Annotated in this window: 19 protein-coding genes and 1 tRNA gene; 12 read left to right on the forward strand and 8 right to left on the reverse strand. The window is 41.9% G+C overall.

What is annotated here, in order from left to right; genetic code table 11:
- Window positions 1-568: 568 nt before the first annotated feature.
- Complete coding sequence (locus BLR42_RS01415) at window positions 569-2,125, reverse strand: alpha-amylase family glycosyl hydrolase (protein ID WP_091866008.1); 1,557 nt, start codon at window positions 2,123-2,125, stop codon at window positions 569-571.
- A 212-nt stretch (window positions 2,126-2,337) separates the two neighbouring features.
- Here BLR42_RS01415 and BLR42_RS01420 point away from each other — a divergent pair, with 212 nt between their 5' ends.
- Entirely contained in the window at window positions 2,338-3,204 is an 867-nt protein-coding gene (locus tag BLR42_RS01420) for a TraX family protein (protein WP_091866010.1), read from the forward strand.
- 16 nt (window positions 3,205-3,220) lie between these two features.
- Here the strand turns inward: BLR42_RS01420 and BLR42_RS01425 are convergent, their stop codons facing one another.
- The gene (locus BLR42_RS01425; RefSeq protein WP_022762411.1) at window positions 3,221-3,448 is read right to left on the reverse strand and encodes a hypothetical protein; all 228 of its coding nucleotides are present in this window, start codon (window positions 3,446-3,448) and stop codon (window positions 3,221-3,223) included.
- 221 nt (window positions 3,449-3,669) lie between these two features.
- Between BLR42_RS01425 and BLR42_RS01430 the strand changes: the two genes are divergently transcribed.
- Complete coding sequence (locus BLR42_RS01430; protein WP_091866013.1) at window positions 3,670-6,555, forward strand: response regulator; 2,886 nt, start codon at window positions 3,670-3,672, stop codon at window positions 6,553-6,555.
- A 339-nt stretch (window positions 6,556-6,894) separates the two neighbouring features.
- Here the strand turns inward: BLR42_RS01430 and BLR42_RS01435 are convergent, their stop codons facing one another.
- Together BLR42_RS01435 and BLR42_RS22290 are read right to left on the reverse strand one after the other, a co-directional pair.
- Window positions 6,895-8,532, reverse strand: a complete 1,638-nt coding sequence (locus BLR42_RS01435; protein ID WP_207648502.1) for an APC family permease — start codon at window positions 8,530-8,532, stop codon at window positions 6,895-6,897.
- Window positions 8,532-9,179 (reverse strand): APC family permease, encoded by a 648-nt coding sequence (locus tag BLR42_RS22290; RefSeq protein ID WP_170832592.1) that lies wholly within the window; start codon window positions 9,177-9,179, stop codon window positions 8,532-8,534. Before BLR42_RS22290 ends, BLR42_RS01435 begins: the two co-directional genes overlap by 1 nt.
- A gap of 197 nt (window positions 9,180-9,376) precedes the next feature.
- Here BLR42_RS22290 and BLR42_RS01440 point away from each other — a divergent pair, with 197 nt between their 5' ends.
- The 5 genes from BLR42_RS01440 to BLR42_RS01460 all read left to right on the forward strand — a co-directional run bounded on the left by BLR42_RS01440 (window position 9,377) and on the right by BLR42_RS01460 (window position 15,440).
- A complete protein-coding gene (locus BLR42_RS01440) occupies window positions 9,377-9,559 on the forward strand; it encodes a hypothetical protein (RefSeq protein ID WP_330387239.1) in 183 nt (60 codons plus the stop codon).
- 57 nt (window positions 9,560-9,616) lie between these two features.
- Window positions 9,617-11,665: a M56 family metallopeptidase gene (locus BLR42_RS01445; protein ID WP_091866019.1), complete on the forward strand. Its 2,049-nt coding sequence runs from the start codon at window positions 9,617-9,619 to the stop codon at window positions 11,663-11,665.
- A 777-nt stretch (window positions 11,666-12,442) separates the two neighbouring features.
- Window positions 12,443-13,720: a sensor histidine kinase gene (locus tag BLR42_RS01450; protein WP_091866021.1), complete on the forward strand. Its 1,278-nt coding sequence runs from the start codon at window positions 12,443-12,445 to the stop codon at window positions 13,718-13,720.
- Entirely contained in the window at window positions 13,717-14,532 is an 816-nt protein-coding gene (locus BLR42_RS01455) for a response regulator (RefSeq protein WP_091866024.1), read from the forward strand. The genes BLR42_RS01450 and BLR42_RS01455 overlap by 4 nt, the downstream gene beginning before the upstream one ends.
- A gap of 86 nt (window positions 14,533-14,618) precedes the next feature.
- Window positions 14,619-15,440 carry a hypothetical protein gene (locus tag BLR42_RS01460; RefSeq protein WP_091866026.1) on the forward strand — a complete coding sequence of 274 codons (822 nt, stop codon included), beginning with the start codon at window positions 14,619-14,621 and terminating at the stop codon, window positions 15,438-15,440.
- On the opposite strand, the gene BLR42_RS01465 is transcribed toward BLR42_RS01460, so the two are convergent.
- Window positions 15,433-16,230, reverse strand: coding sequence for a hypothetical protein (locus BLR42_RS01465; protein WP_091866028.1), 798 nt, complete (start codon window positions 16,228-16,230; stop codon window positions 15,433-15,435). The two genes, BLR42_RS01460 and BLR42_RS01465, sit on opposite strands and share 8 nt — an antisense overlap.
- A gap of 526 nt (window positions 16,231-16,756) precedes the next feature.
- Complete coding sequence (locus tag BLR42_RS01470; protein WP_170832593.1) at window positions 16,757-18,223, reverse strand: CAP domain-containing protein; 1,467 nt, start codon at window positions 18,221-18,223, stop codon at window positions 16,757-16,759.
- 196 nt (window positions 18,224-18,419) lie between these two features.
- On the opposite strand from BLR42_RS01470, the gene BLR42_RS01475 reads away from it, so the two are divergent.
- The 3 genes from BLR42_RS01475 (at window position 18,420) to BLR42_RS22560 (ending at window position 20,647) form a co-directional block, all read left to right on the forward strand.
- Window positions 18,420-19,238, forward strand: coding sequence for a hypothetical protein (locus BLR42_RS01475; protein ID WP_091866032.1), 819 nt, complete (start codon window positions 18,420-18,422; stop codon window positions 19,236-19,238).
- A 48-nt stretch (window positions 19,239-19,286) separates the two neighbouring features.
- Window positions 19,287-19,368, forward strand: a tRNA-Leu gene (locus BLR42_RS01480).
- 997 nt (window positions 19,369-20,365) lie between these two features.
- Window positions 20,366-20,647 carry an Ada metal-binding domain-containing protein gene (locus BLR42_RS22560; protein WP_170832594.1) on the forward strand — a complete coding sequence of 94 codons (282 nt, stop codon included), beginning with the start codon at window positions 20,366-20,368 and terminating at the stop codon, window positions 20,645-20,647.
- Window positions 20,648-20,727: 80 nt separating this feature from the next.
- On the opposite strand, the gene BLR42_RS01495 is transcribed toward BLR42_RS22560, so the two are convergent.
- On the reverse strand, window positions 20,728-21,765 hold the full coding sequence (locus BLR42_RS01495) for a PD-(D/E)XK nuclease family transposase (RefSeq protein WP_091866038.1): 1,038 nt from the start codon (window positions 21,763-21,765) through the stop codon (window positions 20,728-20,730).
- A gap of 254 nt (window positions 21,766-22,019) precedes the next feature.
- On the opposite strand from BLR42_RS01495, the gene BLR42_RS01500 reads away from it, so the two are divergent.
- Window positions 22,020-23,393, forward strand: a complete 1,374-nt coding sequence (locus BLR42_RS01500) for a sodium-dependent transporter (RefSeq protein WP_091866040.1) — start codon at window positions 22,020-22,022, stop codon at window positions 23,391-23,393.
- 128 nt (window positions 23,394-23,521) lie between these two features.
- The gene (locus tag BLR42_RS01505) at window positions 23,522-24,361 is read left to right on the forward strand and encodes a hypothetical protein (RefSeq protein WP_091866042.1); all 840 of its coding nucleotides are present in this window, start codon (window positions 23,522-23,524) and stop codon (window positions 24,359-24,361) included.
- A 68-nt stretch (window positions 24,362-24,429) separates the two neighbouring features.
- On the opposite strand, the gene BLR42_RS01510 is transcribed toward BLR42_RS01505, so the two are convergent.
- Window positions 24,430-24,660, reverse strand: a complete 231-nt coding sequence (locus tag BLR42_RS01510) for a helix-turn-helix domain-containing protein (RefSeq protein WP_091866044.1) — start codon at window positions 24,658-24,660, stop codon at window positions 24,430-24,432.
- Between the last annotated feature and the right edge of the window lie 9 nt (window positions 24,661-24,669).

Here is a 24,669-nt window from a genome sequence, read left to right on the forward strand (position 1 = left end):
TACAGGCCAAATCTCAGTCAAATCTTCATATTTTTGACGAAATTTCGATTATGATAAATCTGTTTATCTATTTTCCTAATTTGGATTTATGGTTTTTGTTTGAAGAACAAATAAACACACATGAATATACGTAATAAGGTGCAGTGGTGCTATTATACCCAGAATTGGTCCTGATTTTGCTCATTATATTGATAATTAGTAAAACCACTTTTGGAAAACTGTAAAATGGATTTATCATATTTGATAAAACATAAATATATTAATGATATTAAGATGATTTATAGTATTAGGATAATGAATAAGGATTATGCTGGCAGCAAATAATATTCACCCAATATAATCTGAAGAATTACTGCCAATAAGCATAGGCTTTAAGCAACCTATACAGATAATGGCCATTTTTGACAATTGCGACAGCAATCTATGCTATTGACCTCTTAGGTGACATCTATTCCTTAGCAGATGTATGTCAAGGCCTTTAGAGCTTGCGTGCCTTGACGTGCATCTGCTAAGGAATATACTCTGAAAAAGAGGTCAATAGCAGGTTGGAAAAATTATCCCAATAACCTTATTCCCACACGCCAAAGCTCTGGGCGCCAATAACAAGCTCATCTTCTAAGAAATCGGCCTTACCGATGCCGTAGATGAGGTTACTGCAGGAAATAGAGTCAAGCTCGGAAACAGGAATCTTCACAGCTTCACCTGAAGGGTTAACTGCAAGAAGAAGATTTCCGCGTTTATAAACTAAAATCCGCTCGCCTTCTTTGGCATAGACTACTTCAAAAGGTGCGTCGGCCTGAAGGTCCTCGTATTCATGGCGAAGAGCGATGATACTTCTTACTGTGTGAAGTATGGAGTCGGGATCACTTTCTGCTTCTGCAAGAGAAGGTGCATCCGCAGAAGAATCCTGTGGAATGTAGAGCTTCTCGGAAGAAGCTTCTGAGAAGCCGAAGTTTTTAGCGGAAGCATCCCACTGCATGGGAGAGCGGGAGCCTGTCCTGTGAAAACCGCCTTCCTTTGTGCGAACATCAGCTAGATAGCGCATACCTATTTCATCACCATAGTATAGGAAAGGCACGCCGGGCATTGTGAAGAAAAATGCATAGGCAAGCTTTATTTCAGAAATATCCAGTGCCTTGGTGACACGGGGAGTGTCGTGGTTACAGGTGATAAAACTTATGTAGCCATAGTCTTTGGAACCCTCGTAGCGGGGAAGGTAGTCCGCAAGGAATCGCTGCGGTCCGTCGCCGCCATCCTTCTTAAAGTAGCTGTGGTCACCGCCTTCTGTCTCACAGTCACGAACGAGAACATTGTAGCCATTTCCGTGATGATCAAGATAGAAATCTGCGTGAAAACCGTATTTCAAGGCACATTTGGGATTACACCACTCGGAAACAAGAGCTGCTTCAGGGTAATCCGCATCCAGCATTGCTCTGATATTTGTCCAGATAGCTCCGGTCGCACTTTTAACTTCATCATCCTCTTTTACAAGAGAGTCAGCCATATCCACGCGGAAACCGTCGCAGCCTTTATCCAGCCAGAAGCGCATTACATCCTTGATGGCTTCTCGTGTTGCGATACAGGAAGGATGATCTGTGGGAAGCTGCCATTTTTCGGTGATATTCAGCACTCCGTAGTTGAGCGCAGGCTGACACTTGAAGAAGTTAAGCATATAGCAGCCGTCGCGCTCGGCCTCACCGCCGATGTAGGGGTGACCGGCGATTCCGCAAAAAGCTCCGTCGGTCCAGATGTACCTGTCGGAATATTCGTTTCTGTCAGCCTCGCAGCTTTTCTTAAACCACTCGTGCTCCTCGGAGGTGTGTCCGGGAACCAGATCAAGAAGAATCTTTATGCCCTTCTTATGAGCTTCATCAAAAAGTCTGACAAGGTCCTCATTTGTTCCATATCTCTCTGCGACCTTCTTATAGTCGCGCACGTCGTAGCCCGCATCCTTGAAGGGTGAATCGAAAAGTGGATTAAGCCATATCGCGTTACAGCCAAGCCCTTTCACATAATCAAGTTTTTCAATAATTCCTTCAATATCGCCTATTCCGTCAGCGTTTGTGTCGTTGAAGGATTGCGGATATATCTCATAAAATACTGCGTCTTTTAACCATGCCGGCATGATAGCCCTCCTCGTTTAGTTAGTTTTTTTCGAACACCAAAAACAATAGAAATGTTTAGAAAAACGTTTTCCTAAACTTTTTACATTATTACATATCTGTGAAGTAGATTTCAACATGCAAATGAGGAAACGTGGAATTATTTCTGAGGGAGGGCAGCAGTTCTGATATAATAGATGGATATAAAGGTTTTGCCCAGGGGAAATAATAATCAATGGATGAATTATATAACAGACTGGAGAAGCTTGCAGAAGCGCTTCCCAGGTTTGATGCGAGTACTCTGAAAATTGTAGCGGTTATCACAATGCTTATAGATCACATTGGAGCCGGAATTTTACTGTATCTTATTAAGGGTGGATTCTACCCTTTTGGCGGTGATTTTGATCATAATGCGGAGATATATTACTGGATAAGACATGTGGGAAGGCAGGCTTTTCCCATCTATTGTTTTATGCTCACGCAGGGACTTGCTCACACCAGGAGTGTGCCGAAATATCTGCGTAATCTTGCTATATTCGGAATCATTTCTGAGCCGTTTTTCGATTATGCAGTGAAGATAAAACAGGATGTTTTTTCACTTGATCTTGTAGCGGTTTTTAACGCAAACAGAGAGATAATTCTTACCAAGTGCAATGTGTTTTTTACACTGTTTGTTGGGCTGATATCGATTTGGATGATGAAATACGTGGAAGATATGATTTTTGAAGAAGATCCGACTTCACCCTTTGGAGTTTCTGCGGCAAGTCCTTTTCATGTACTTCTGTACCTGGCGCCTTTGGCAGCAGGCTGCATTCTGACGCAGGTAATTCAGTCGGATTACAGGTGGTGGGGAGTTTGCCTCATCGGAATCTTCTATGTCTTTAGAAGGAGCAGGAAAATATCCTGTATCATAGGATATCTGTTTTTCATGAATATGGGAGGAGAGGCGTGGAGCCTTCCGGCTTTTCTTTTGATCATGCTATACAGCGGCCGTCCGGGCACAATAACAAGACGCTTCAAGTATGCTTTCTATGCATTCTATCCGCTTCATCTGTGCCTGATATATCTTGCCAGATGCTATATGGGAAAACTGATGCCTTGAGAATGTACTTCCAATCCTATTCAAACCTTGCCATCGTCAGGAAAAGGGCAACAAGAATAAGAAGCACCATGATAACGAAGATGATTTCGATTATCTTGGCGAAGATACTGAACTGCCTGAAATCTCCGCTGAAGAATAAAAATCTGACAAGCACAAGAAAGAAGAGCAGCTCGGCTATAACAATTATTGCGTCAAAAATGACGGACATGAGGGCTATTGAAGCCATAAACGGAACTGGGATCATCGGCAAATTCCTTCAAAAATTTTTATCAAAAAAATATAAATATCAGAAACATTTTCTCAATTTCATTTTAACACCAAAACATAGTCAAATAGAATCCATAAATCCCTTTTTTAAGCCATTTTTAATACCTAGTTAATAGAATTGTCATTGTTATTGTGATACCATAAAATCGAATTATCATAAAACTATGATGTCGTAACTATGCGGGCAGAGGAGTGTCGATGAAACAAAAAAAGATTACCCTCACAATGCAACTTATAATAATAGTGGTAGCTATTTTGCTCATTGGAGATGCTCTGATGGGTTATGTTATGATGAGGCAATCCCGGGAATCGATTAAGACGATCCTGAATGAGAGAATGCTGGACATCGCCAACAGTGCTGCGGCACTGCTCGACGGAGATATCATGGAATCGATTAGTCCGGCGGATACAGGAACTCCTGAGTACAACAGCCAGATGGAAAGGCTGAGTGCCTTCAGAGACAGCATCGAGCTCAAATATATCTATTGCATCAATGACGATGGAAACGGCAAATTCACGTTTTCAATAGATCCCACAATTCTTGATCCTGCGCCTTTCGGAGCGGAGGTTGTATACACCGATGCCCTATACGAGGCGAGTCTTGGAACCCCTATGGTAGATGAACAACCATATACCGATGAATGGGGCACTTTTTACAGTGCTTACAGTCCGGTATTTAATTCGGAGGGAAAAGTTGCCTGTATAGTTGCTGTGGACTTTTCTGCAAAGTGGTATGATGACGAGCTTGCAAAATATGCAAGGGTCACCATGATAAATATTGTCTCATCATTGATTGTCGGTATTGCGCTTGTTGCCTTTGCCATGGGAAGAGTAAGGAAGCGCTTTGGAGAGCTAAGCGTTGAGATAAATGATCTTGCTTCCGATATTGATGACATTACTCGTGAGCTTCAGACTCAAACGGATAAGACAGTTTCGGAGCCTGTAGTGATAGAACCTGAAAAGAAAAAAGCAAGCACCGATGCCATCGATGATATCAAGGAAATCAGTGAAAAAATCCACGAGGTTCGCGGTCATATAAGTGAATATATGGATCATGCACAGAGACGTGCAAACAGCATGATCACGGCTCTGGCTGCGGATTACAGAAGTGTCTATTATGTAAATCTGGACAAGGATGAAGGCGTCTGCTTCAGAGAGCATTCAAATATAAAAAATGGCCTTGGTGAAGGAGAGCACTTTATTTTCAGCGAGACCTTTACAAAGTATGCGAATGATTATGTTGCTGAGAGCTACAGGCCCGGATTCCTTGAATTTATATCACCTGAGGTTATTAGGAAAAATCTTGAAAGCGAACCGATAATAGCTTTCAGATATCTGGTTTCCAGAAACGGAGTTGAGTCCTACGAGATGCTTAGAATAGCAGGTGTTCGAAGGGCTGAAGACAGGGACGATCACATCGTTCATTCTATTGGAGTGGGATTTACCGACGTTGATATGGAGATGAGAAGATCCCTCGATCAGAGCCAGGCTCTTAGTGATGCGCTACAGGTTGCTGAGGAAGCAAGTAAAGCGAAAACTGTTTTCCTGTCAAATATGAGTCATGAGATCAGAACGCCCATGAATGCCATCATAGGGCTCGACAGGATTGCCCTGAGCGACCCCGATATCTCTGAAAAAACCAAGGATTACCTTGAGCAGATTGAAAGCTCCGCGAATCATCTGCTTAAGATAATAAATGACATTCTTGATATGTCCAGGATCGAGTCGGGACGTATGACGATGAAAAATGAGGAATTTTCATTCATTAAATTATTGGAGCAGATCAATACGATTATCGGAAGTCAGTGCAACGACAAGGGACTTAGGTTTGAGAGCAAGATAGTCGGAGATGTTGATAAATACTATATCGGCGATGACATGAAGCTGAAGCAGGTCATCATAAATATCCTTGGCAACGCGGTTAAGTTTACACCAAAGGACGGTACGGTGAGTCTTGTAACCGAGCGAACGGCAAGGTTTGACGGGAAATCAACCCTGACCTTCACCATGAAGGATACTGGAATCGGAATGGATGAGGAATTTATTCCGAAGATTTTTGAACCCTTTGCACAGGAAGATGCTTCCAGTACCAACAAGTACGGCAGTACCGGCCTTGGTATGGCAATAACCAAGAATATCGTCGAGATGATGAACGGTAAAATTGAGGTCACAAGCAAAAAGGGAGAAGGTACAACGTTTGTTGTCTCTGTTACTCTGATGGACTCCGACAGAGTGGACACAGCTGAGGATGGAGATGAGATAAATCCGCATGAGATGGTTGTACTTGTTGTTGATGATGACGATTTTGCATGCGAACATGCAAAGCTTGAGCTTGAGAAGGTAGGAATAGCCTCGGAGATTGCACACTCAGGTGAGGAAGCTTTGGAGATGGTAAGGCTTCGCCATGCAAGGAGAGAACTGTACAATCTTATTCTTATGGACTGGAAGATGCCTCAGATGGACGGTATTGAGACCACAAAGAAGATAAGGGAGATAATCGGTGATGATTCTGCGATAATCATCCTGACCTCCTTCCAGTGGGATGATGTACTTCATGAGGCATTGGAATCAGGCGTTGACAGCTTTATCTCAAAACCGCTTAATTCAGTCTTTCTTCTTGATCAGTTCAAGGAAGCACTGGTCAAGAAGAATATGGAAAACTCAGCCCGCATAGACAAGGTTAAGCTTGAGGGACGACGGGTTCTTCTGGCCGAGGATATAATGGTTAATGCCAGGATTATGATGAAGGTTCTTGACATGAGGAAGATTGAAGTCGACTATGCCGAGAACGGGAAAATTGCGGTCGAGTTCTTTGAATCCCACCCCGAGTGGTACTATGACGCAATTTTGATGGACATGAGAATGCCCGAGATGGACGGACTCACCGCAGCGGCTGCGATAAGAGCTCTTGACAGGGACGATGCCAAGAAGATCCCGATCATCGCCCTGACCGCCAACGCCTTTGACGAGGACGTGCAGCGAAGCCTCCAGGCAGGCCTCAACGCCCACCTTAGTAAACCCGTTGAACCCGACATAATATTCGAAACCCTCGAAAGCCTCATCACGGATCACCCGCACAATTAAAAACTTCACACAGTAAATAAGAATCCCGCTCAGCCGTTCTCATCAGCGCTGGCGGGATTTTATATTTCATGGCATGCTCCGCCTCCAATGGCCTTGGCCCCCATGCAGCCCGATGGCTCCGGGCCGAGACCATATGCTCATTTTCACCGTCAATTGGCTCAGAACATTCATCAGGCTCTTTGTTTTCTTTAATTCATGCGTGGGACAAAACTCAAAACTGTTTGCGAAAGCCACTAACGTTCTTAAGACTCTTTTGCAATTTATTCTGAGCTTTGAATTTTCTTATGCTCACATAGCAGATTTTAAGTGCATGCGAGATAACGAGCTTTGAAAAAGCGATTATATCGAGCATGCACAATAGAAGAAATCTGCGTGAGCATTAGAAAATTCAAGCGAGTGAATATAGAAGCAAAAAGTCTTAAGAACGTAAGTGGCTCTAAGCAAACCAATTTTTCCTTCATTGGTATATTTTACGGCATTTGACAAAAGATTCTGATATATCTGGCGTAGCCTGACGACATCACCGTACAACCTTCGCGGCATGTCCTGATCTATCCGAACCTCGTAGGCCAGGCCCTTTGCTGTAGCCAGACGTCTCGAGGATTTGATCGTTTCGTTGACCATTTGTGGAAAATCATATTCCGTCTCTGCAAGTTCCAGATTTCCCGAATCAATCAGAGAAAAATCAAGCAGATCATTGACCAGAGAGACTACCAGATTGCCGGCAACATGTATTTCGGAAGCCTGCTTTCGAATAGTGTCATCAGAGGTCTCGCGAAGAATCATCTCATCAAGTCCCATGATGGAATTGACGGGAGTTCGAATTTCGTGTGACATGTGGGACAGGAATTTGTTCTTTGTTTTTACAAGGTTCTCGGCCGTCTTTTTCTGCCTGTTGATTAAACCGGCATATAAACTGAAGACGATGATAAGCGTGATGATAATCAGATCATTTTCAATCGTACTTTCTTTCATCTGTGAAACTTTAATTATAGTCATTTGTTCATCAAGAAATGCATCAAGATGTGCCTTTTCTTCCGGAGTTTGACTTATTCCGTTTTGATCAAAAGCATGGTTGTGATAGTCCTGGAGATTTTCCACTACAGTATTTGTGGCTGTGTCCGTAATCTGTCTTGTCCAAACCGAAGTGGTGAAGAAGATCAGAAACAGAAACATTATCCATACAACAGTGGAACTACCGAATCGCCACTCGTCATCCTTTCGACAGATGTAGCGGAAAAAGATGAAACCAAGGACGCTCCAGATAACAAGAATCAGGTAGGACTCCGTGGAAAGAGTTGATACTGATGAAAAACTGGGAATAATGAAGTACATAAAGAAAAAGACGGAACAAAGCATTCCGATTGTGCCGGTAGCTGTAACTATATAATTTTTCTCATCCTTTGATATTTTGAAAGCTACCAGTGAAATATAAAAATACGCAATTGAGGCGCCTATTGAGCTTATATCCACGATCCAGCCGATAACACTCCTTCCGAGGAATGGGACAGGCAATGAAATAAGAACGATAAACGGAATAATATTCTTGGAAATGTGTTTTTTGTCGGAATGTCCGAACCAGGAGGGAAGCATATTCTGTCTGTCCATGGACATCATGAGCCTTGAGAGTACAAACATGTTGCCGAGGATTCCTGTGAACAATGCCCCTACTATTGTAAGAATGAGAAATCTGATACCACTTTTTCCAAGGATTGTTTCTACCGAATTAAAAACAGGAATACTATTGACTCCGGTGAATCTGCTAAGGTTATTTATATATGAAAACCAGTCCCCATATGGCTTTTTGGGTGCGGATGCGGCAACGAGTGCAAGGGCAATATAACAAAAAGCACTGAGTAACACAGAAACAATAATAATCGGAAGAGATTTTTTAGTTGAAAAATTGAACTCCTCCGAGGCGTGTGAGATGGACTCAAAGCCAACAAAAGCCGATGGAGATAGCGCAATAATATTCATCATCCCAAGGAGCGGTATTTTGCCGGGGGATAATAAGGCACTATATTGAAGCCGTTTTTCGAAAGATGAATAACTGCAGCTATGAAAAAAATGATGATTCCCGCGATCATTATCAAGGCGCAGACAGTCTGTACAATACCGGGAATTCTGTTTCCGGCATAGCAAATTCCGCCTATTAGAAGTATTGCAAAGATGGACAGGAGAGCTTCGCCGAAATATACATCGTATCCTGCAATCTGATAATGGAAGCCGAACTGAAACTTTTTTCCCATGAAATATCTGAAGATCAGCGGGAGTGCCGTGGCATTTGCCCATGCGATTGAAATATAAACAATCGCAAGAAACCATGAGCAGAGAAATCCGTGATCATAACTAAGATTCGTTCGAACATAGGTAAAGGCTCCGCCTGCATCAGGTGAGTGGTTTATCATGAAATGATAATTGACGCCTATTATCAGCATAATTGCAGCGCTGATTAGCATGCTTATGACCGTACCGAGAGGTCCGGCTATGGGAAGGAAAGTTGTTCCCGGCATCATGAAGGCACCCCAGCCGACAGCGCAGCCAAAGGAGATGGCCCACACATTTAGCGGAGACAGATTTTTCTGGAGCATGGATGCGGATTTTTTCGTATTGGTTGGTTTCATTTCGCTCACCATTTTCCCTTAAAAGATTCGACAATATCTGCATATTATAATTATCCACCAAGCTGATAAACCTATGATAAACTGAGCATTAAATATCGATAAAAAGTTTTGTGAAAAATGGTTGACAACGCGGTCTACCGCGAATAGACTATAAATGTGAGGTCGATTGAGAATAGACTTACATAAAGGAGGGAATCATGGCTGTAGAATTAGGGGAAGTTCAGATGCAGTTTGCAGAGCTTATCTGGGAGAAGGAGCCTGTGGAAGAGACTTTTGGGGGATTGCTCCCTGCGTTTCTGGCCGCTTTCACATCGAGACAGAAGCTTTCTAAAAAAGAGATTGATGAGATAAAGAAAATAATCGACGATGCGAAGGGCTGATAGTGACTTAAAGAAGTTTGCGATTGGCATTAAACTTGGGCTAGAGGAGAAGTGTGTATGGGGACAATATTTATCAGGATAGTAGGGATGAGCACGGCTGCAGTTTTTTTGATGCTGGCAGTAATTCTTGTAAGGATTCCGCTTAAGAAGGCGCCTAAATGGTTTATGGGAGTGCTTTGGGCGATAGTTGCGCTGAGGCTTGTTATACCATTTCAGATTGAGTCGAAGATCGGATTTTTGCCGGATATAGGTAATGTGATTGAGTCCTATGCCGATGGCGGAAGGAGTACAAGTTATAGGACAGAAGTTACAACCCATGTTTTTCAGGCTGATGGAGATGTTGGCAGTGATGATGCTGCAGGCACGGCTGAGGAAACTGTGAAAGAATATCTTCCGGCTGAGGAAATTACAACTACAAGTATAGGAAGCACAGGCACTTCGGGGAGTCTTTTGTGGAATGAGCTTTTCATAAGACTTCAGATGATCTGGCTGATCGGAATGCTTCTTGTTATTGGCTATGCGGTGTTCAGTTTTGTTTCTATAAAAAAGAAGACGAGCGCATCTATAAAAATGGAGGGCGTGGACAGAGCATATATCTGCGACGAAATCGATACTCCGTTTATATTGGGAATAGTTCGTCCCGCAATATATCTGCCTTCGGGGCTTGACGGCGAGACCACAAGAAATGTTATCGCACATGAGAGAGCACATATCAGAAGAGGAGACCATCTCCGCAAGCAGTTTGGATTCCTTCTTCTTGCGATTCACTGGTTCAATCCGCTGGTGTGGATTTCCTATATTCTGTTCTGCAAGGACATTGAGCTTGCCTGCGATGAGAAGGTTATTAGCCGCATGTCACTCGATGAGAAGAAATCCTATGCGAATGCGCTTCTTCTTTGCAGTACGCATCAGAGGATGGTGCTTGCTTATCCGCTTGCTTTCGGCGAGGTTGGAGTTGGCACGAGAGTTAAGCAGATATTCAATTATAAAAAGCCGACCTTCTGGCTTATTCTTCTTCTGGTTGTAGTTAGCGGAGCGCTTTCGACTTGCTTTCTGACAAGTGCTGCTGAGAGCGATGTCGCTATGGCCGGAGCCGATGTAAGTGAGAATTCCGAATCCGAAAATGAAGCTGATTCAGTGACAGGGAGTACAGCCGATTTTGATTCTATAAATGATGCGAAGGACAGATTACTCAAGAATTGGGCCGACGCTTTTATTGCAAGAGATGCAGATAAGATCATCAGCTTTTCATCGGAATCTGTTCAGCAAAAACTAATAAGGGAAGGCCTGCTTTCTAAAGAAGATGATGGTGCCACCTTTGGCTGGTCAAGTCCCTGGCCTTTGGTTTCCACGCTTGGTAAGAGTGCTTTTTCCACATGCTATTTCACAGATGATTCCAAGACCGAGGCGGAGTTTCACTATCTGGCGACAGATTCCGAGCCCCATGTTTATGTCTGGATAGAAAAGATTAAGATTGCGGAAGATGAGAACGGAGACTACAAAGTAGTCGAAGAGCATATGGACATCTACTATGAGATTTCATCCTTCAAGGACTTCCAAAATGCTTACTATTTGAACAGTGTCGATAATGAGTACATCGATTATGTGAAGAACGGATTCGGAGAATATCTTAATCAAAATGCAAAGGAAGACAAGGATGGGCTCTACGCAAAGCTGTTTGATCCGGCGGAAGCTGCGAGATATCTACTGAATCTCTCGGATGATGATTCACTTGTTACGGTAGGTACAGGTGCTGATAATGGAGAAGGAGTAGTTGTTTCAGTCAAGTTTTTAAATGAAAATAAGTTCCTGGACATTCTGATGGTACAGCCCTTTGGCGAAGATGGCATATATGTGCCCAGGATGGATCTTCCGATTAGCAATTACGGCAAGCTTAGCTATCCGAATTATAATGATGAAACCGGATATGAGATTACTGAAGAGGATGGGGATTCAGCCGGTGATAGCGATTCAACCGGTGAGGGTGCGACAAATCTTCCGTATACTAAGGACACCGATGCCGAGACAGTGAATCTGCCTTATGAAGGCGACGTGGATTCTGCTGAATATATAGATGAGAATAAATCCGTACTGGATGGTGAGTAATGTGGGGCAGATTCACTAGAATAAGAGCTATGGTGAAGACATGGCGGGACGCAAGTAGGAATCTTGATATTCCTATATTGCGTCCTGTTTTTTATTGAAAGTTTTATTGAAAGGCGTGCATACAACAATAATGAAGGCAAGGACTGAATTTGTTGTAACAGAAAGGAATGTTTACAACAAGTATTATGGCAAGCGATAGATTTATTGTTAGGCAGGAAAAATTGAACAATAAGTCGGCAGAGAATCACAGTGTTTGTTGTGAGCCTATTGAAATTTATGAGATTTGTTTGGGATGCCAAGATATTTGTAAAACTAAGATAATATGGGTACATCGAGAACGCCTGAATGCCAAGATTTTCATATAATCAAGCATATTTGGGCTCGGCAATTTTATAATACTACCAAGATAACTTGAAGAACTGAAAAATCTTGGTATGGAAAATAGTTGGCATTACCAAGATATTATTAAAAATGGAAATATCTTGGCATGAGGAAGATTCGGGAATACCAAGAAAAAGTGAAAAATAGAGATATCTTGGTTTAGAGAACAATGGGGAATACCCAGAAAAAGTCGGAAATCCAAATATCATGGCATGATCACAATAACATAAAAAATATGTGACGACCTTTTGTAGGACAGCTAGTGATACTGTATATGGTGTTGTAAAATGGTGTTTGGAAGGTTTCCAGATATATCAAGGGTTTATCAATAATAGAACTATGAAAGCTCAGAACTGATGCTGATACTCAAACACATACATTAGGAAGGACAACTATTTGACTACAGATTCCAACATACAGATTCTTGTGGCACTCAATATGACACTTATATTGCAACTTCTCGGGGTGTTTTTGGCGGTGCTGGCTGATCCATATATAAAAAGAGGGCATAGGATCAGTCTTTATACAATCTTAGGGCTTGTGACATTTTTGCTTATTGAACCGCAAATCAGCGAGGCTTATGGAGAGGTGCTTTATAGGAGTGCGCCGGGACTATGGAATACACTGATATCGGCGGCCGGTTATATTATGCGCACAATAGTGCTGTATCACTTTATAAAACTTACAGGAAATGAAAAAGGATTAAAGCTGCTGAAGATTCTCATTGTTGCAAATGCGGCTTTATGCTTATCCAGCCTTTTTGTGCCCTGGGTGTTCTTCTATGACAGTGCAGGGCATTGGCACAGAGGACCGCTGAATTACATTATTTTTGTGGTGAGTTTCTTTATGGTGCTTTGGTTCGTGGCAGGAACCCTGATAAGATATCGTGGAATCAGGCACAGAGAGAGTATCGTACCGATTATCATTTCCGTAAATGTTGCAATTGCCGTTGCAATGGATCTTTCGCTGGGCTTTGGCCCCAAAATATCCTTTTTGACGGTGGCGATGACTGAGAGTACCGTATTTTTCTATATCTGGCTGCATCTCCAGTTTGTGCGTGAGCATGAAAATTCTCTTAAAGCCGAGCAGAGAATCAAAATCATGATGTCCCAGATACAGCCGCACTTTTTATTTAACACACTCTCAACCATACAGGCACTGACGGAGATTGATCCGGAGAGAGCTTCGAAGGTCATTGAGGAATTTGCGATGTACCTGAGGCAGAACATCAACTCTCTCAATCAGGAATCGCTCATTCCTGTGAAAAAAGAGATAGAGCACACAAAGATTTATTCAGATATTGAGGAAGTGCGTTTCCCTTCAATCAGAATAGATTATGAGATAGAGGATGATGACTTCCTGGTTCCGCCCTTGACGATTCAGCCGATGGTGGAAAATGCCATCCGCCATGGAGTAAGAGGAAAAAAACATGGTTGGGTTTCCGTCAGCACCTATCGTGAGGATGATTTCCATGTCATCTCTATTCGCGATAACGGCAAGGGATTTGACGTGGACAAGATGATTGAAGATAGCATGAACGGAGATCATATAGGAGTAAAAAATGTCCGCGACCGTATCATAGACATGACGGGAGGAACCTTTGTAATTGACAGCGTGATCGACGAAGGAACATCCGTCACTATAAAGATACCGGCTTTAAAGGAAAATTTATGAAAGCAATATGTGTAGATGATGAGGAGCTGATCCTTTCAAGGACGGTGTCACTTGTTAAAAAAACAAAAAAATTCGATGATGTGGAAGCCTTTTCCAATGCGCTGGACGCACTGAAATATCTTGAGTCCGACAATGCTGATCTGGCGCTTCTTGACATAGATATGCCTGAAATGGGCGGACTCGAGCTTGCAACCAATATTAAGGACAGATGCCCCAATATCAAAATTATTTTTCTGACGGGATATTCCGAATATGCTGTTGATGCGTATGCCATGCATGCGTCGGGGTATCTTCTTAAGCCCATCGGATATGACAGACTTCTCTCCGAGATTGAGTATGCGCTGGGACCGTCTGCGACAGTAGCGACCGCCAAAGACAGCGAGAGTAAACCTTCGAAAATCAAGGTTGAGACTTTCGGATTTTTTAATATTCTGGTCGATGATAAACCGGTGGCTTTTAAGAGATCTAAGGCAAAAGAGCTCCTTGCATGTCTCGTAGATCGCCGCGGACAATTCGTCTCCCGTAAGGATTTGTTCTACATCCTATGGGAGGATGACGACTACGACAGGGCTAAGCAGAAGTACTTTGACACGATTATAAGAAGCCTCAAGGATACTTTAGAGGAGTACAATATATCGGACATCTTTGAAACGCAGCCCGGGCTTATGCGAATAGTACCTGAAAAAATCGACTGCGACCTGTACCGGTTTCTGGATAAAGACAAAGCAGCAATTGACAGCTTCAGAGGGGAGTATATGAACTCCTATACCTGGGCGAGTGCAACCGAAGGATATCTTGACGACCTTTTGTAGGACGGTGTGTGATAAAACTGTGATAGTGCAGTTGATAAAATCACAACTGTAAATAAAAAAAATTCATCTTGAGGGGGAGAATTTTTATGAAAACAAATAAGGTTTCAAAGGTAATTGGTGTTGCAGCTATCACATTGATGATGGCAGGAGTTATGGTTGGCTGCGGAAATTCGCAGGCAGACGTGACTGAGATTGCAGAGGATGAGGCTCCGAAGGCTGCTTCAGGAAATGCCGGCTATGTTAAAACACTGGAAGATGCAGAAGAGACTGATCTTGCAAAAAACGACGCTGCTGATGAGAGTGCAAATGCAGTAAGCGACGCACAGGCAGACGGATACTTTACCGAGGGCGTATATGTTAATTACGCTGCAGAGGCAGAGAATCCGGATAAGACATATTTCTATGTATTTCGCGGTGATGGCACAGGTTCCATCGAGGATGGCGAGGTTATGACAAGCAACTACATGGAATATGAGCAGGGCGACGGAGTTGTTACATTCCATATCGGAAGCAATGATACCATAACAGATGAATTTAAGGTTGATTCCAGTGAAAACGGTATGGTAAAAGGCTCTTTTGAGGATGGACTTGAGCTTGTATTTGAGCCTTTGCAGGGTGAGGATCCGTACACCTTTGATGCAGCCAATTATGTAAGGGCAGCAAGAGGTGAGGATTTCGTTTATACAAGCGGATACGGCTGGAGAGTAAGATACAATCGCGATAAGTTCGAAGTAAACGGTGGTGGCCCTGTTACAACATTTGTTTATACCGGAGAGTGTGCCGGAACAAATATGGTTTCAGTGACCTATACAGTGGACAACAATGCTGAAGATGCTATAAAGGAACTCGGAGAAGCTTACGGAGACAAGGCTGTATTTACCGAGAGCACTTTCCCCGGAACTATGTAGTGTTGTTTTTCAAATCTGTAAAGGTATAACTTGTGTCTCCGTTTTTGACTTTTATCGGAGAGGATTCGATTTTTTTCATGGCCTCTCTGAAATTTGGTCCGTAATTAGACTGGTAACCATACTGACGTCTGTCAGCGACGGGATCATAATTTTCGCATTCAACGCACATTAGCTGTATATTGCTCTGACCCTTTGCGGGACTTATTACAGTGCTTTCATCACTATTTGATGACCAGTCTACGGTAATAGAGTTTTCCGTTACGGTAGGATTCATCCATATAGTTGCGCCACTATAGGATGAGCTTATCAAATACTTATTATATCCGGCAGAATCATAGGTTGATGTATCGAGCGGGACATACTCTGCTTTCTGATATTTTGTGCTATCATCCTCCCCGGTGGTGGTTACAGCATCGCTCTGAAAATAGCGAAGCATTATTTTACCTGTTTTTCCGTCGGTATAACTAATCTTTGCTCCGATTACAACGGTATAAGTATGGTCCGGAGTAAGACCTCTCAGCATGTAGTTACCCTGGGAATCGTTCAGACGATGCGTCTTTTTTCCAATCATTGCCTTTGCGGCTTTTAAGGCATTATCTTTTCCGTTTGCCTGGTCGCCGTAGCCCAGATAATAGGTGATGCTGGGTCTTGTCTTGTCCTGAAGTTCATTCTTCAGTTCCTTTATAAGACTTCGGTAATCCACCGTAGCGGTTGTTCCCGTAGCGCCGAGAACAGGAAGTTCCTTCGGCTTTGTGGAAGTGCAAACTCTTCCGAGAGTAATATTGCTCATAGAATATGACGGACTGCCGGGTGCGTATCTAAAGTAGTATTCGACATTTACATAGTAGTTTTTATCAGACTGTAGACCTGTAAATGTGTACTGTCTTGTAGAACCACCAACTCTTACAGCACCACTTCCGGGACCATTAAAAGCGTGCGATTTTCCGTCATCCGGATCATAAATGACTACATCAAAATAATCGAAATAACCGCTTGGGTGTTCAGCTCTTTTCCTCTTGTATTCGTAATCGGCAGCTTCGGTCCAGTCTACTGTGATGCTGTTTTCTGTGGCATCGATCCAGTAGATGTTTCTACCATCATTTGCAGCTTTTGCTTTGTTTGGAAAAAAACATAGCAGACAAGCTAAAGAAGGCCATGATGAGTATCAGGCCCAAGTGACGTTGTGACATTTTTTTCATACCATTAATTCCCCTTAATAAAATTCCCCCTGAGGGAATATTATAGAGGAAAGCGAAATTAAAGTAAATAAGAGCGCTATGCGAAACACACATAGCGCCAAGGGTTGTTCAAATCTATTATTTCACTTTGATCTTCTTTGTTTTACTCCATCCGGAGTAGATTCTTTCGCTGCCGACATTTTTATAGCATCGGATGCGGACGAAGTATTTTTTTCCGGACTTAAGCTTTTTGATCTTTGCAGAGCTTTTGCTTCCTGCAAAGGTTTTCGTTTTTGCATCTGAAAACTTCTTGTTTGTAGCATACTGAATTTCATATTTGCTGGCGCCGGATACCTTGTCCCAGCTTACGGAGATGCTGCGTTTTCCTTTGGAAAGAGAAAAGGTCTTTATTTTTCTCGGAGCCTTTTCGGAGCTTTCTTTCCCAGAGTTTTCATTCTTCGAACTTTTCATTATATAAAACATAAACTGTTTGGTACCGGTGAAATTGCCCTTTCCGGTTACTATTGCATAGGCATAGCCGGGCTTAACATTGTTCGAGTAGGAAACAGTGTAGTCAACGCCGTTTACTAAAGGTGTTCCATTATAGGTCAGAGACACATCGGGTGTCACAGCGCTTCCGGTGGCAGTTTGCGCAGGAATTGATTCACTATCGACAAAGTACATATTCACGGGATTAACTGTAACAGGTATTGAAAAACGGCTTCCGTTAGAAAGGAAACCATCTATGGTTGCTGAGCCTGCTTTTTTTCCTTTAAGAGTCGACTTGTCAATTTCAATAAGGGAGCTGTCTGAAACGGAAAAGCTGCTGATGGGCTTAGTCTGAATGGGACGATATACCGATTCATAGAAAACAGCCTCCTGAACCTTGGACAGATCGTAAGTTTCGCCATAGTCCAGACTTATACGTGAGACGGAAGTTCCGCTTTTTATTTTTGATGAAAGGCAATCCACATTTACGGCCTGTGTACTGTTGGTAGCGGGGGTAGCAGCTGTGGATACTGTGGGACTTCTGAACTCCTGAACCCAGTAATGGGTGCCGTTTCGGATGACATGACCGACAGCTACGCAGGTAAATCCTTGTCCCAACATATTTCGGCGGTGTCCCTGTCCTTCGTAAGGATCATCTGTCTCCTGCCATGCTCGGAATACTGCATCAGCCGTACTATAGCCGTAGGCTATGTTCTCGCCCGCAGACATATATTGGCTGTATGCAGAAAAGCATTGACTACCATTTGGCCTTGTGTGCTCAAATAAAACGGATATCTCCATGGCTCTTTGCATAGCAGTTTTCTCAAGATCATAATCATACACTAGGTTAGAAAGACCGGTGTACCAAACTTTCTGAGTGTTGCTTTCATTCCATGCCCATGCCTCGGAACCGGTCCTGAAATCATTGATTGCCTTCAGCATATTACGCGCACTTGTCTGCTCGTAGGTTCCTGTAACCTGATAGGTTACGATGGATTCAGCGTGTACGGGCATAGGAGAGGTCAGTGCTGATGAAACTGCTACCACCGTAATTATTGCTGCCGAGATTATCCGGGCAGATAGTGATTTAATTGTAAAAACAAATTTGTTGCTCATGTAGCCTCCAATAAGCATTTATCAGTCTTTCAGAGTATAGCATATAACAATATCAGAATTGCAACTTTTTTCATGACTAATCTGTATAGATAGTATAAGAGAAATAATTGTATTTTTGCCTGTGAAAATGTATCATAACCATAGCAGATATATGGGGATATCTATTGTTTTATGTATGTTTTACGGAGGGAATGTTATGTCAAAGATTTTTGTTGGGAAATGTCCTCAGTGTGATGCGAATGTATATCAGGAGGAGGGAGAGAAAATAGCAAAGTGTTATTATTGCGGATCAATTGTCAGCGCGCTCCCTAAGGCCGATACACCATTAAAATGCGTTACCATTGAAGCGGAGGTAACAAAGCGAAGAAAGTCGGCAGAGACTAACAGTAAGATTGCGCTTGGACTTGTAATAATGCTCGGGATTTTGTTTGTGGGACTCGGCGTTATGCTTAGCGTTCTAGGCATCAGCTACGCAAAGGAACGCCTTGTTGCTTCCAATAAGAAACAGGAGCCTGCAACTATCAGTAATTTTTATGATAAAACGGATGATTCTGACTTGGATTATGATGAACCGGTAGAGCTTCCTGATGTTGCTACCAATCAGGACATTGAGACCATTATAGAGGAGGAAGCACCTACGGCAGCTGCACCTTCTGAGGCTTCGGACGGATCCGTTCCGCAGTATGGTGACCTCACGGTAAATGAGTGCAGGGCAGTGGAGGATGCAAGATTTTATCTGAATTTATACAGCTTTTCCAGAAGCACTCTGATGGAGCTTTTATCAGAAGGAGAGGATGCGAAGTATACAGAAGCTGAGGTCAGTCACGCTCTTGACTATATGGAAGAAAATGATTTCGTGGACTGGTATACACAGGCTATGCTGGCAGCAGAGGAACTCCTGGAGATCTATCCTGATTACACTAAGAAGCAGATTGTATATTTGCTGACTACAGGTTCTCAGAGATACACACAGAAAGAGGCTGAGTTCGCGGCAGATGCACTCGGCATAAAATAAATCACGTCATTGACGTGTGGTATAAAAAACTGTATATTAAAACAGTTGGCAGAAGTGATGGAATTGGCAGACATGCAGGATTTAGGTTCCTGTGCCGCAAGGCGTGTGGGTTCAAGTCCCATCTTCTGCAGGAATAAAAAAGAACCGACTCAATTTTGAGCCGGTTCTTTTTTATTCACACCGAGGAGTCCCTTGAACCCAGGGTTCAAGGTCTCCTCGGTGCAGAGCACCTCGTCGGTCGGTTCGGCGGGAAAACTGTCCCCCGGACAGTTTTCTGTCTCCGCCTCACCCCATCTTCTGCTGCGTTCTTCCAGTATGGTTATTATGAATTGTTTTATTTTTATTTAAAAATCTCTTAATCATTGAATGATACAATTGTTTAAGGATATGATATTGGATTTCTTAGTGGAGGGATTGTTATGCCGGAAGCAGGATTATCTACCAAGTATATTATATTGTCGGATTTTTTGTTCTGTCAGGATTATTCATATTAGGAATGGTCGTAGAAATATTTATAGCAAATCAATTCTTTATCACTCTGTTTTTCTCTATACCCTATACTAAAAAGGTAAAAAGAAATGGCTATAGAGTTGATAATTCGATATATCAAAAATTTTTATTTACTATAATCATATCGTTATCGTTGAATATATTGATTTTCTTGTTGATCGCTATTTTTCTTCCAGATTCATTTATTGCTTATACTTTAGGACTGATATTAGGCTTTTTGATGTCACTAAGTAAATTAGGGGAAAATAAGGATAATGTTTCGGACTATCTTAATACTTATGGGAAATATATAACAGAGGCAGAAGATATTATAGTAGAGAATGTTAGCATAACATATTGTAAAAAATGCGGTGGACAAATTGATAGAACAACTAGGAAGTGTTTATCGTGCGGAAAACAATATGTTTGTCCCAATAGGGTTGTGATTGCAATTTTTAGGTGTAGTTATATGCTGCCTGCTATTTTATATATATCTTTTGAAAATGCAAGTTCAACAGTACGTAGATAATGTTAAAGACTATGAAGAAAGACTATTATCTTATGAAAGTGACGAACAATTTATTATTGAGTTATGTGAGGATAAGATAAATCCCGAAACAGGAGATGGTATACATTCATTGTCAGACTATGTAGAGGCTATAAGTGCAACGATACGTATGAATGAACAACTTGACTCTGATACAAGTGATTTAAAGGATGAGGATGAAGAAATATTAGAAGAGGTTGAACAGGTAGATAAGGTACGATATGTAGGAAATACATCTACTAAGGTATATCATAAGCCAGATTGTTCTATGGTTATCAGAATGAATGAAGATTACAAGATAGTAAGTTCTTCAAAAGATGTCTTTATCAAAAAGGGATATAGGGCTTGTGAATATTGCAAGCCATTAGATTAAGAAAATATCGAGAATATTGACAAATGTGATTGTGTTGTTGATAGTTGTTGCACTAGATAAGGCCCTTGATCCCAAGGGCCTTATCTTATTGAATGCTGGTTTTGGCTCGTGTCCAGTATTGCTTTGAGTCGTCTAATCTCAGCATCTTTGTCAGCAAGAGCAGCATCTTTGTCAGCAAGAGCGGCGTCCTTTTCAGAGAGTGCTCTGTTGGCATCATCAAGTTGTTCCTGTAGTTCGTCTATCATATACTTTACAGTATTGTCATCAAGTATTTTTAATTCCTTTGAAAACATACTCATCACCTCCGCGACGTTTTTACACATCTCATAAAGGTCAGCATACATCTCCTTGAATCGAGGATATTCCTCAATAAGTCTGATGATGTATTCGGGTTCATCACAAGAAAGGAATGTAAGCCATGCGTCAAGCTCACTATTTATACCTTCATTATGGAGTTTTTCAAGAAAAATATCAATCGGGATGAAAGCATAATTTTGTAGCATATTCAGTTTTATACCGCTGTCAGAAGTATATCCAAAATTATGAATATAAGTGTCCGGATATTGTTTGAAAATGGTGGGGCTACTCTCCAGAAAGACAATGGTGTAGACTTGTCCGATATCTTTATAACTGAAATGCTTCTTTTTTTCATCACGAAGTCTCTTGTACTGACGAAGCAGTAAATCTGCTGAATAGCAAGCGGCTCTTTCTCCAAGAAAAGCATAACCAATTTTCTGCACTTCAACATTTGCAATGCTTCCGTCTTCAAGCTCTACAACTATATCAGTGATTACAAGCGACATCTCATCGCCAAGACGTGAAGAGTCGTTTGGAAGGGCATATTTCACTTTGACTTTTTTGCCAAGCAATACAGATAGCAGATTTGATAATCTCTCAGGTGATGATTCGGGATCCAGAATTTCCTTGAAATAGCTGTCATAGAGCATTTTTACACCTATGTTTCCTGTTAGGATGTCAAGAAATTCGTTCTGATGCTCAGTGCTCCAGGAATTAAATGTAATGCTGAGCGCAGGATCAGATGAGATTTCATTAACCAAATCTGTTCTTAGTCTGATCGATGGAAAATAATCAGACAGTTTTTTGTTTCTAGTGTTCATTTTTGTTTTCCTCCTTTGTTACGTAAGAAAATACAAAAAGACACTTCTTTGGGCACTTTATTTGATGGAAAAAATGGAAAATGTGGATGAAATCCTATAAGGATTATCCGAATGCACAAATGTGCAAGAAATATGATAACACTATTTTACAATGATGCAAGACTTTTCTACTAACAATTCCTTTCTATCTATGATATATTAGAAGTCCGGCCTAAAAATATAAGGATAAAATAATTAAGGGGAACTAATATATTATGAACGAACGTGAATCACTTGGCAGCAGAATGGGATTTATTCTGCTTTCGGCGGGATGCGCCATTGGAATCGGAAATGTGTGGCGCTTCCCGTACATGGTTGGAGAGTATGGCGGTGGACTTTTCGTAATCGCTTACATATTCTTCCTTCTGGCACTTGGTATTCCGGTGTTGACAATGGAATATGCCATCGGAAGATCCAGCAGACTCAGTATTCTTCCGGCATTTAAGAAACTCGAACCCAAGGGGGCGAAGTGGCATATCTACGGATACTTTGCAATTGTGGGTAATTACCTGCTTCTCATGTTTTACTCGGTTGTGTCCGGATGGATTTTGAGATATTTCATTTTTGCGGTGATGGGCAAATTTGACGGACAGACACCTGATGAGATAAACACAATTTATTCTCAGATGATGTCCAGTCCTAAAACGCTCATCTTTTTCATGGCACTTACCATGATCATAACCGTATCCGTGGCATCCATGGGACTTAGAAACGGAGTTGAGAAGATAACGAAAATCATGATGGTTGTGCTTATAGTAATCATGGTTTTCCTTGGAATCAGATCACTTACTCTTCCCGGAGCGCATGAGGGCGTGAAGTTTTATCTACTTCCGAATGCTGCGAATGTTAAAAAAGCAGGCCTTGGTAATGTGCTTTACGGAGCGCTAAATCAGAGCTTTTTCACACTGAGTCTCGGAATCGGCGGCATGGAGATATTCGGAAGTTACATCAAGAAGGAGCGAAGCCTTGTGGGAGAAGCAATGATAGTTGCAGGTCTTGATACCTTTGTGGCTATAGTTGCAGGACTTATCACGATTCCCGCCTGCTTTGCATACGGTGTTTCACCGGACAGCGGACCGAGCCTTATATTCCTGACACTTCCCAACATCTTTGCTACGATGAAGGGCGGCAGAGTGATAGGCAGCTTTTTCTTCCTGTTCATGTACTTTGCGGCACTGTCTACCATGATCGGAGTGTTTGAGAACGATGTCAGCTTTTTGATCGATCTTTTCAATATAAAAAGAAAGAACTCGGCGCTTATCGCGGGAGTGCTTATAACTATCGGCTCAATTCCGTGTGCTCTTGGATTCAATGTACTTAGCTCATTCCAGCCGCTTAAGACAGGAAACACTGTCATGGACCTTGAGGATTTCATTGTAAGTAATCTTCTCCTGCCTATAGGATCCCTTATTTGCTGTCTTTTCTGTACTATGAAATTCGGCTGGGGATTCGACAATTACATTGATGAAGTAAACGGAGGAAAAGGCTTAAAGCTCAGTAAGAAGCTTAAGTGGTACTTTGTGGTAGTACTTCCGATGGTGCTTCTGTTTTTATCGGTGTACGGACTAATCAGTTATTTTAAGAAGTGACAATATAAGAAAAATACAAAAAGAACGTATAAAATTTAATTTTTTGTGCATAATACCTTGTTTTATGTTAGAATAGGTTTTGCGTTTTTCATTATTGAGGGGACAATAATATACTAATGGAGGGAAGTATGAAAAAAGAAAATTTATTCAAGAGAATTGTGGCTACAGTTCTCACAACTGCTATGGTTGTGGGTGCAGCTGTAGTATCACCCGCATTTGGAACAGATGTCCACGCAGAAAACTTCACGGAGACAACACTTCAGCTGTTTGCAAACGCTGAGGACGGAGCAAGTGCACCGGCATTATTTACAATGCCTTGTAAGCTTGAAGAGGAAGGTGAAAACAAGAGAGGTTATGCAAAGGAAGCAAAGGGCTATTTCAAGTTTACATTAGCTCAGGATGCATGGGTATATTTCACCAGCTCAACATCTTCTGATCGTGATAAGCAGTCACTCAGTTCCCGTACTAAAATCTATGGAGATCCTAATTTCTCAAATCAGGTTGCTGAATTTGAGGATCCTTACTATACAGATGCTAAGAATGATACAGCATTCCTGAAAAAAGGTACCTATTATGGTTATGTTTACGCACATTGTGATAACTGGGATTATTTTGAAGGTAACGTAAATGTTATTGGTTACGGTGTTCCGATTGCAAGTTGTTTCCAGATTAAACAGAAGAAGAAGCACAAGAAGACAATCGTAACAATAAATAATGCTCTTGGAAGATTCAGCAAGTATATGCAGTGCGTTCCTAAGGGAGTTGGCAGCCAGTCACTTTACAATGACAGAGTTTGGAAGGATGAAGGAAAGTGGCACGGTGATGACAAGACTAAGGTGCTGGATTGCAACGAGAACGATCAGTTCACCTTCACTGTAAAGAAGAAGTCCAAGAAGTATACAGTAATGCTTGAGGATATCAATGGTAAGAGATACCAGAAGACCTTCAAGGTTAAAGTTAAAAGATAATAATGTAAGATAAGTTAATGGGCTGCCGGTTTGGCAGCCCATTATTTATTTTCGCGCGGTGCAGGTTACTAAACTACATCGTCATCCGCTGCATTCGCGTCAAATTTCAGAATATCTCCCGGTTCGCACTCAAGTGCCTCACATATACCTGCAAGAGTGGAGAAGCGAATTGCATTTACTTTATTGTTCTTTATTTTTGACATATTCACATTGGCAATTCCGACCTTATCGGACAGGTCATTGAGGGACATGTGCCTTTTTGCCATCATAACGTCTAATTCAAGTATGATTTTTCCCATAGAAGACCT

It is taken from the genome of Butyrivibrio sp. INlla16 (assembly GCF_900104155.1).
Taxonomy (GTDB): Bacteria; Bacillota; Clostridia; order Lachnospirales; family Lachnospiraceae; genus Butyrivibrio.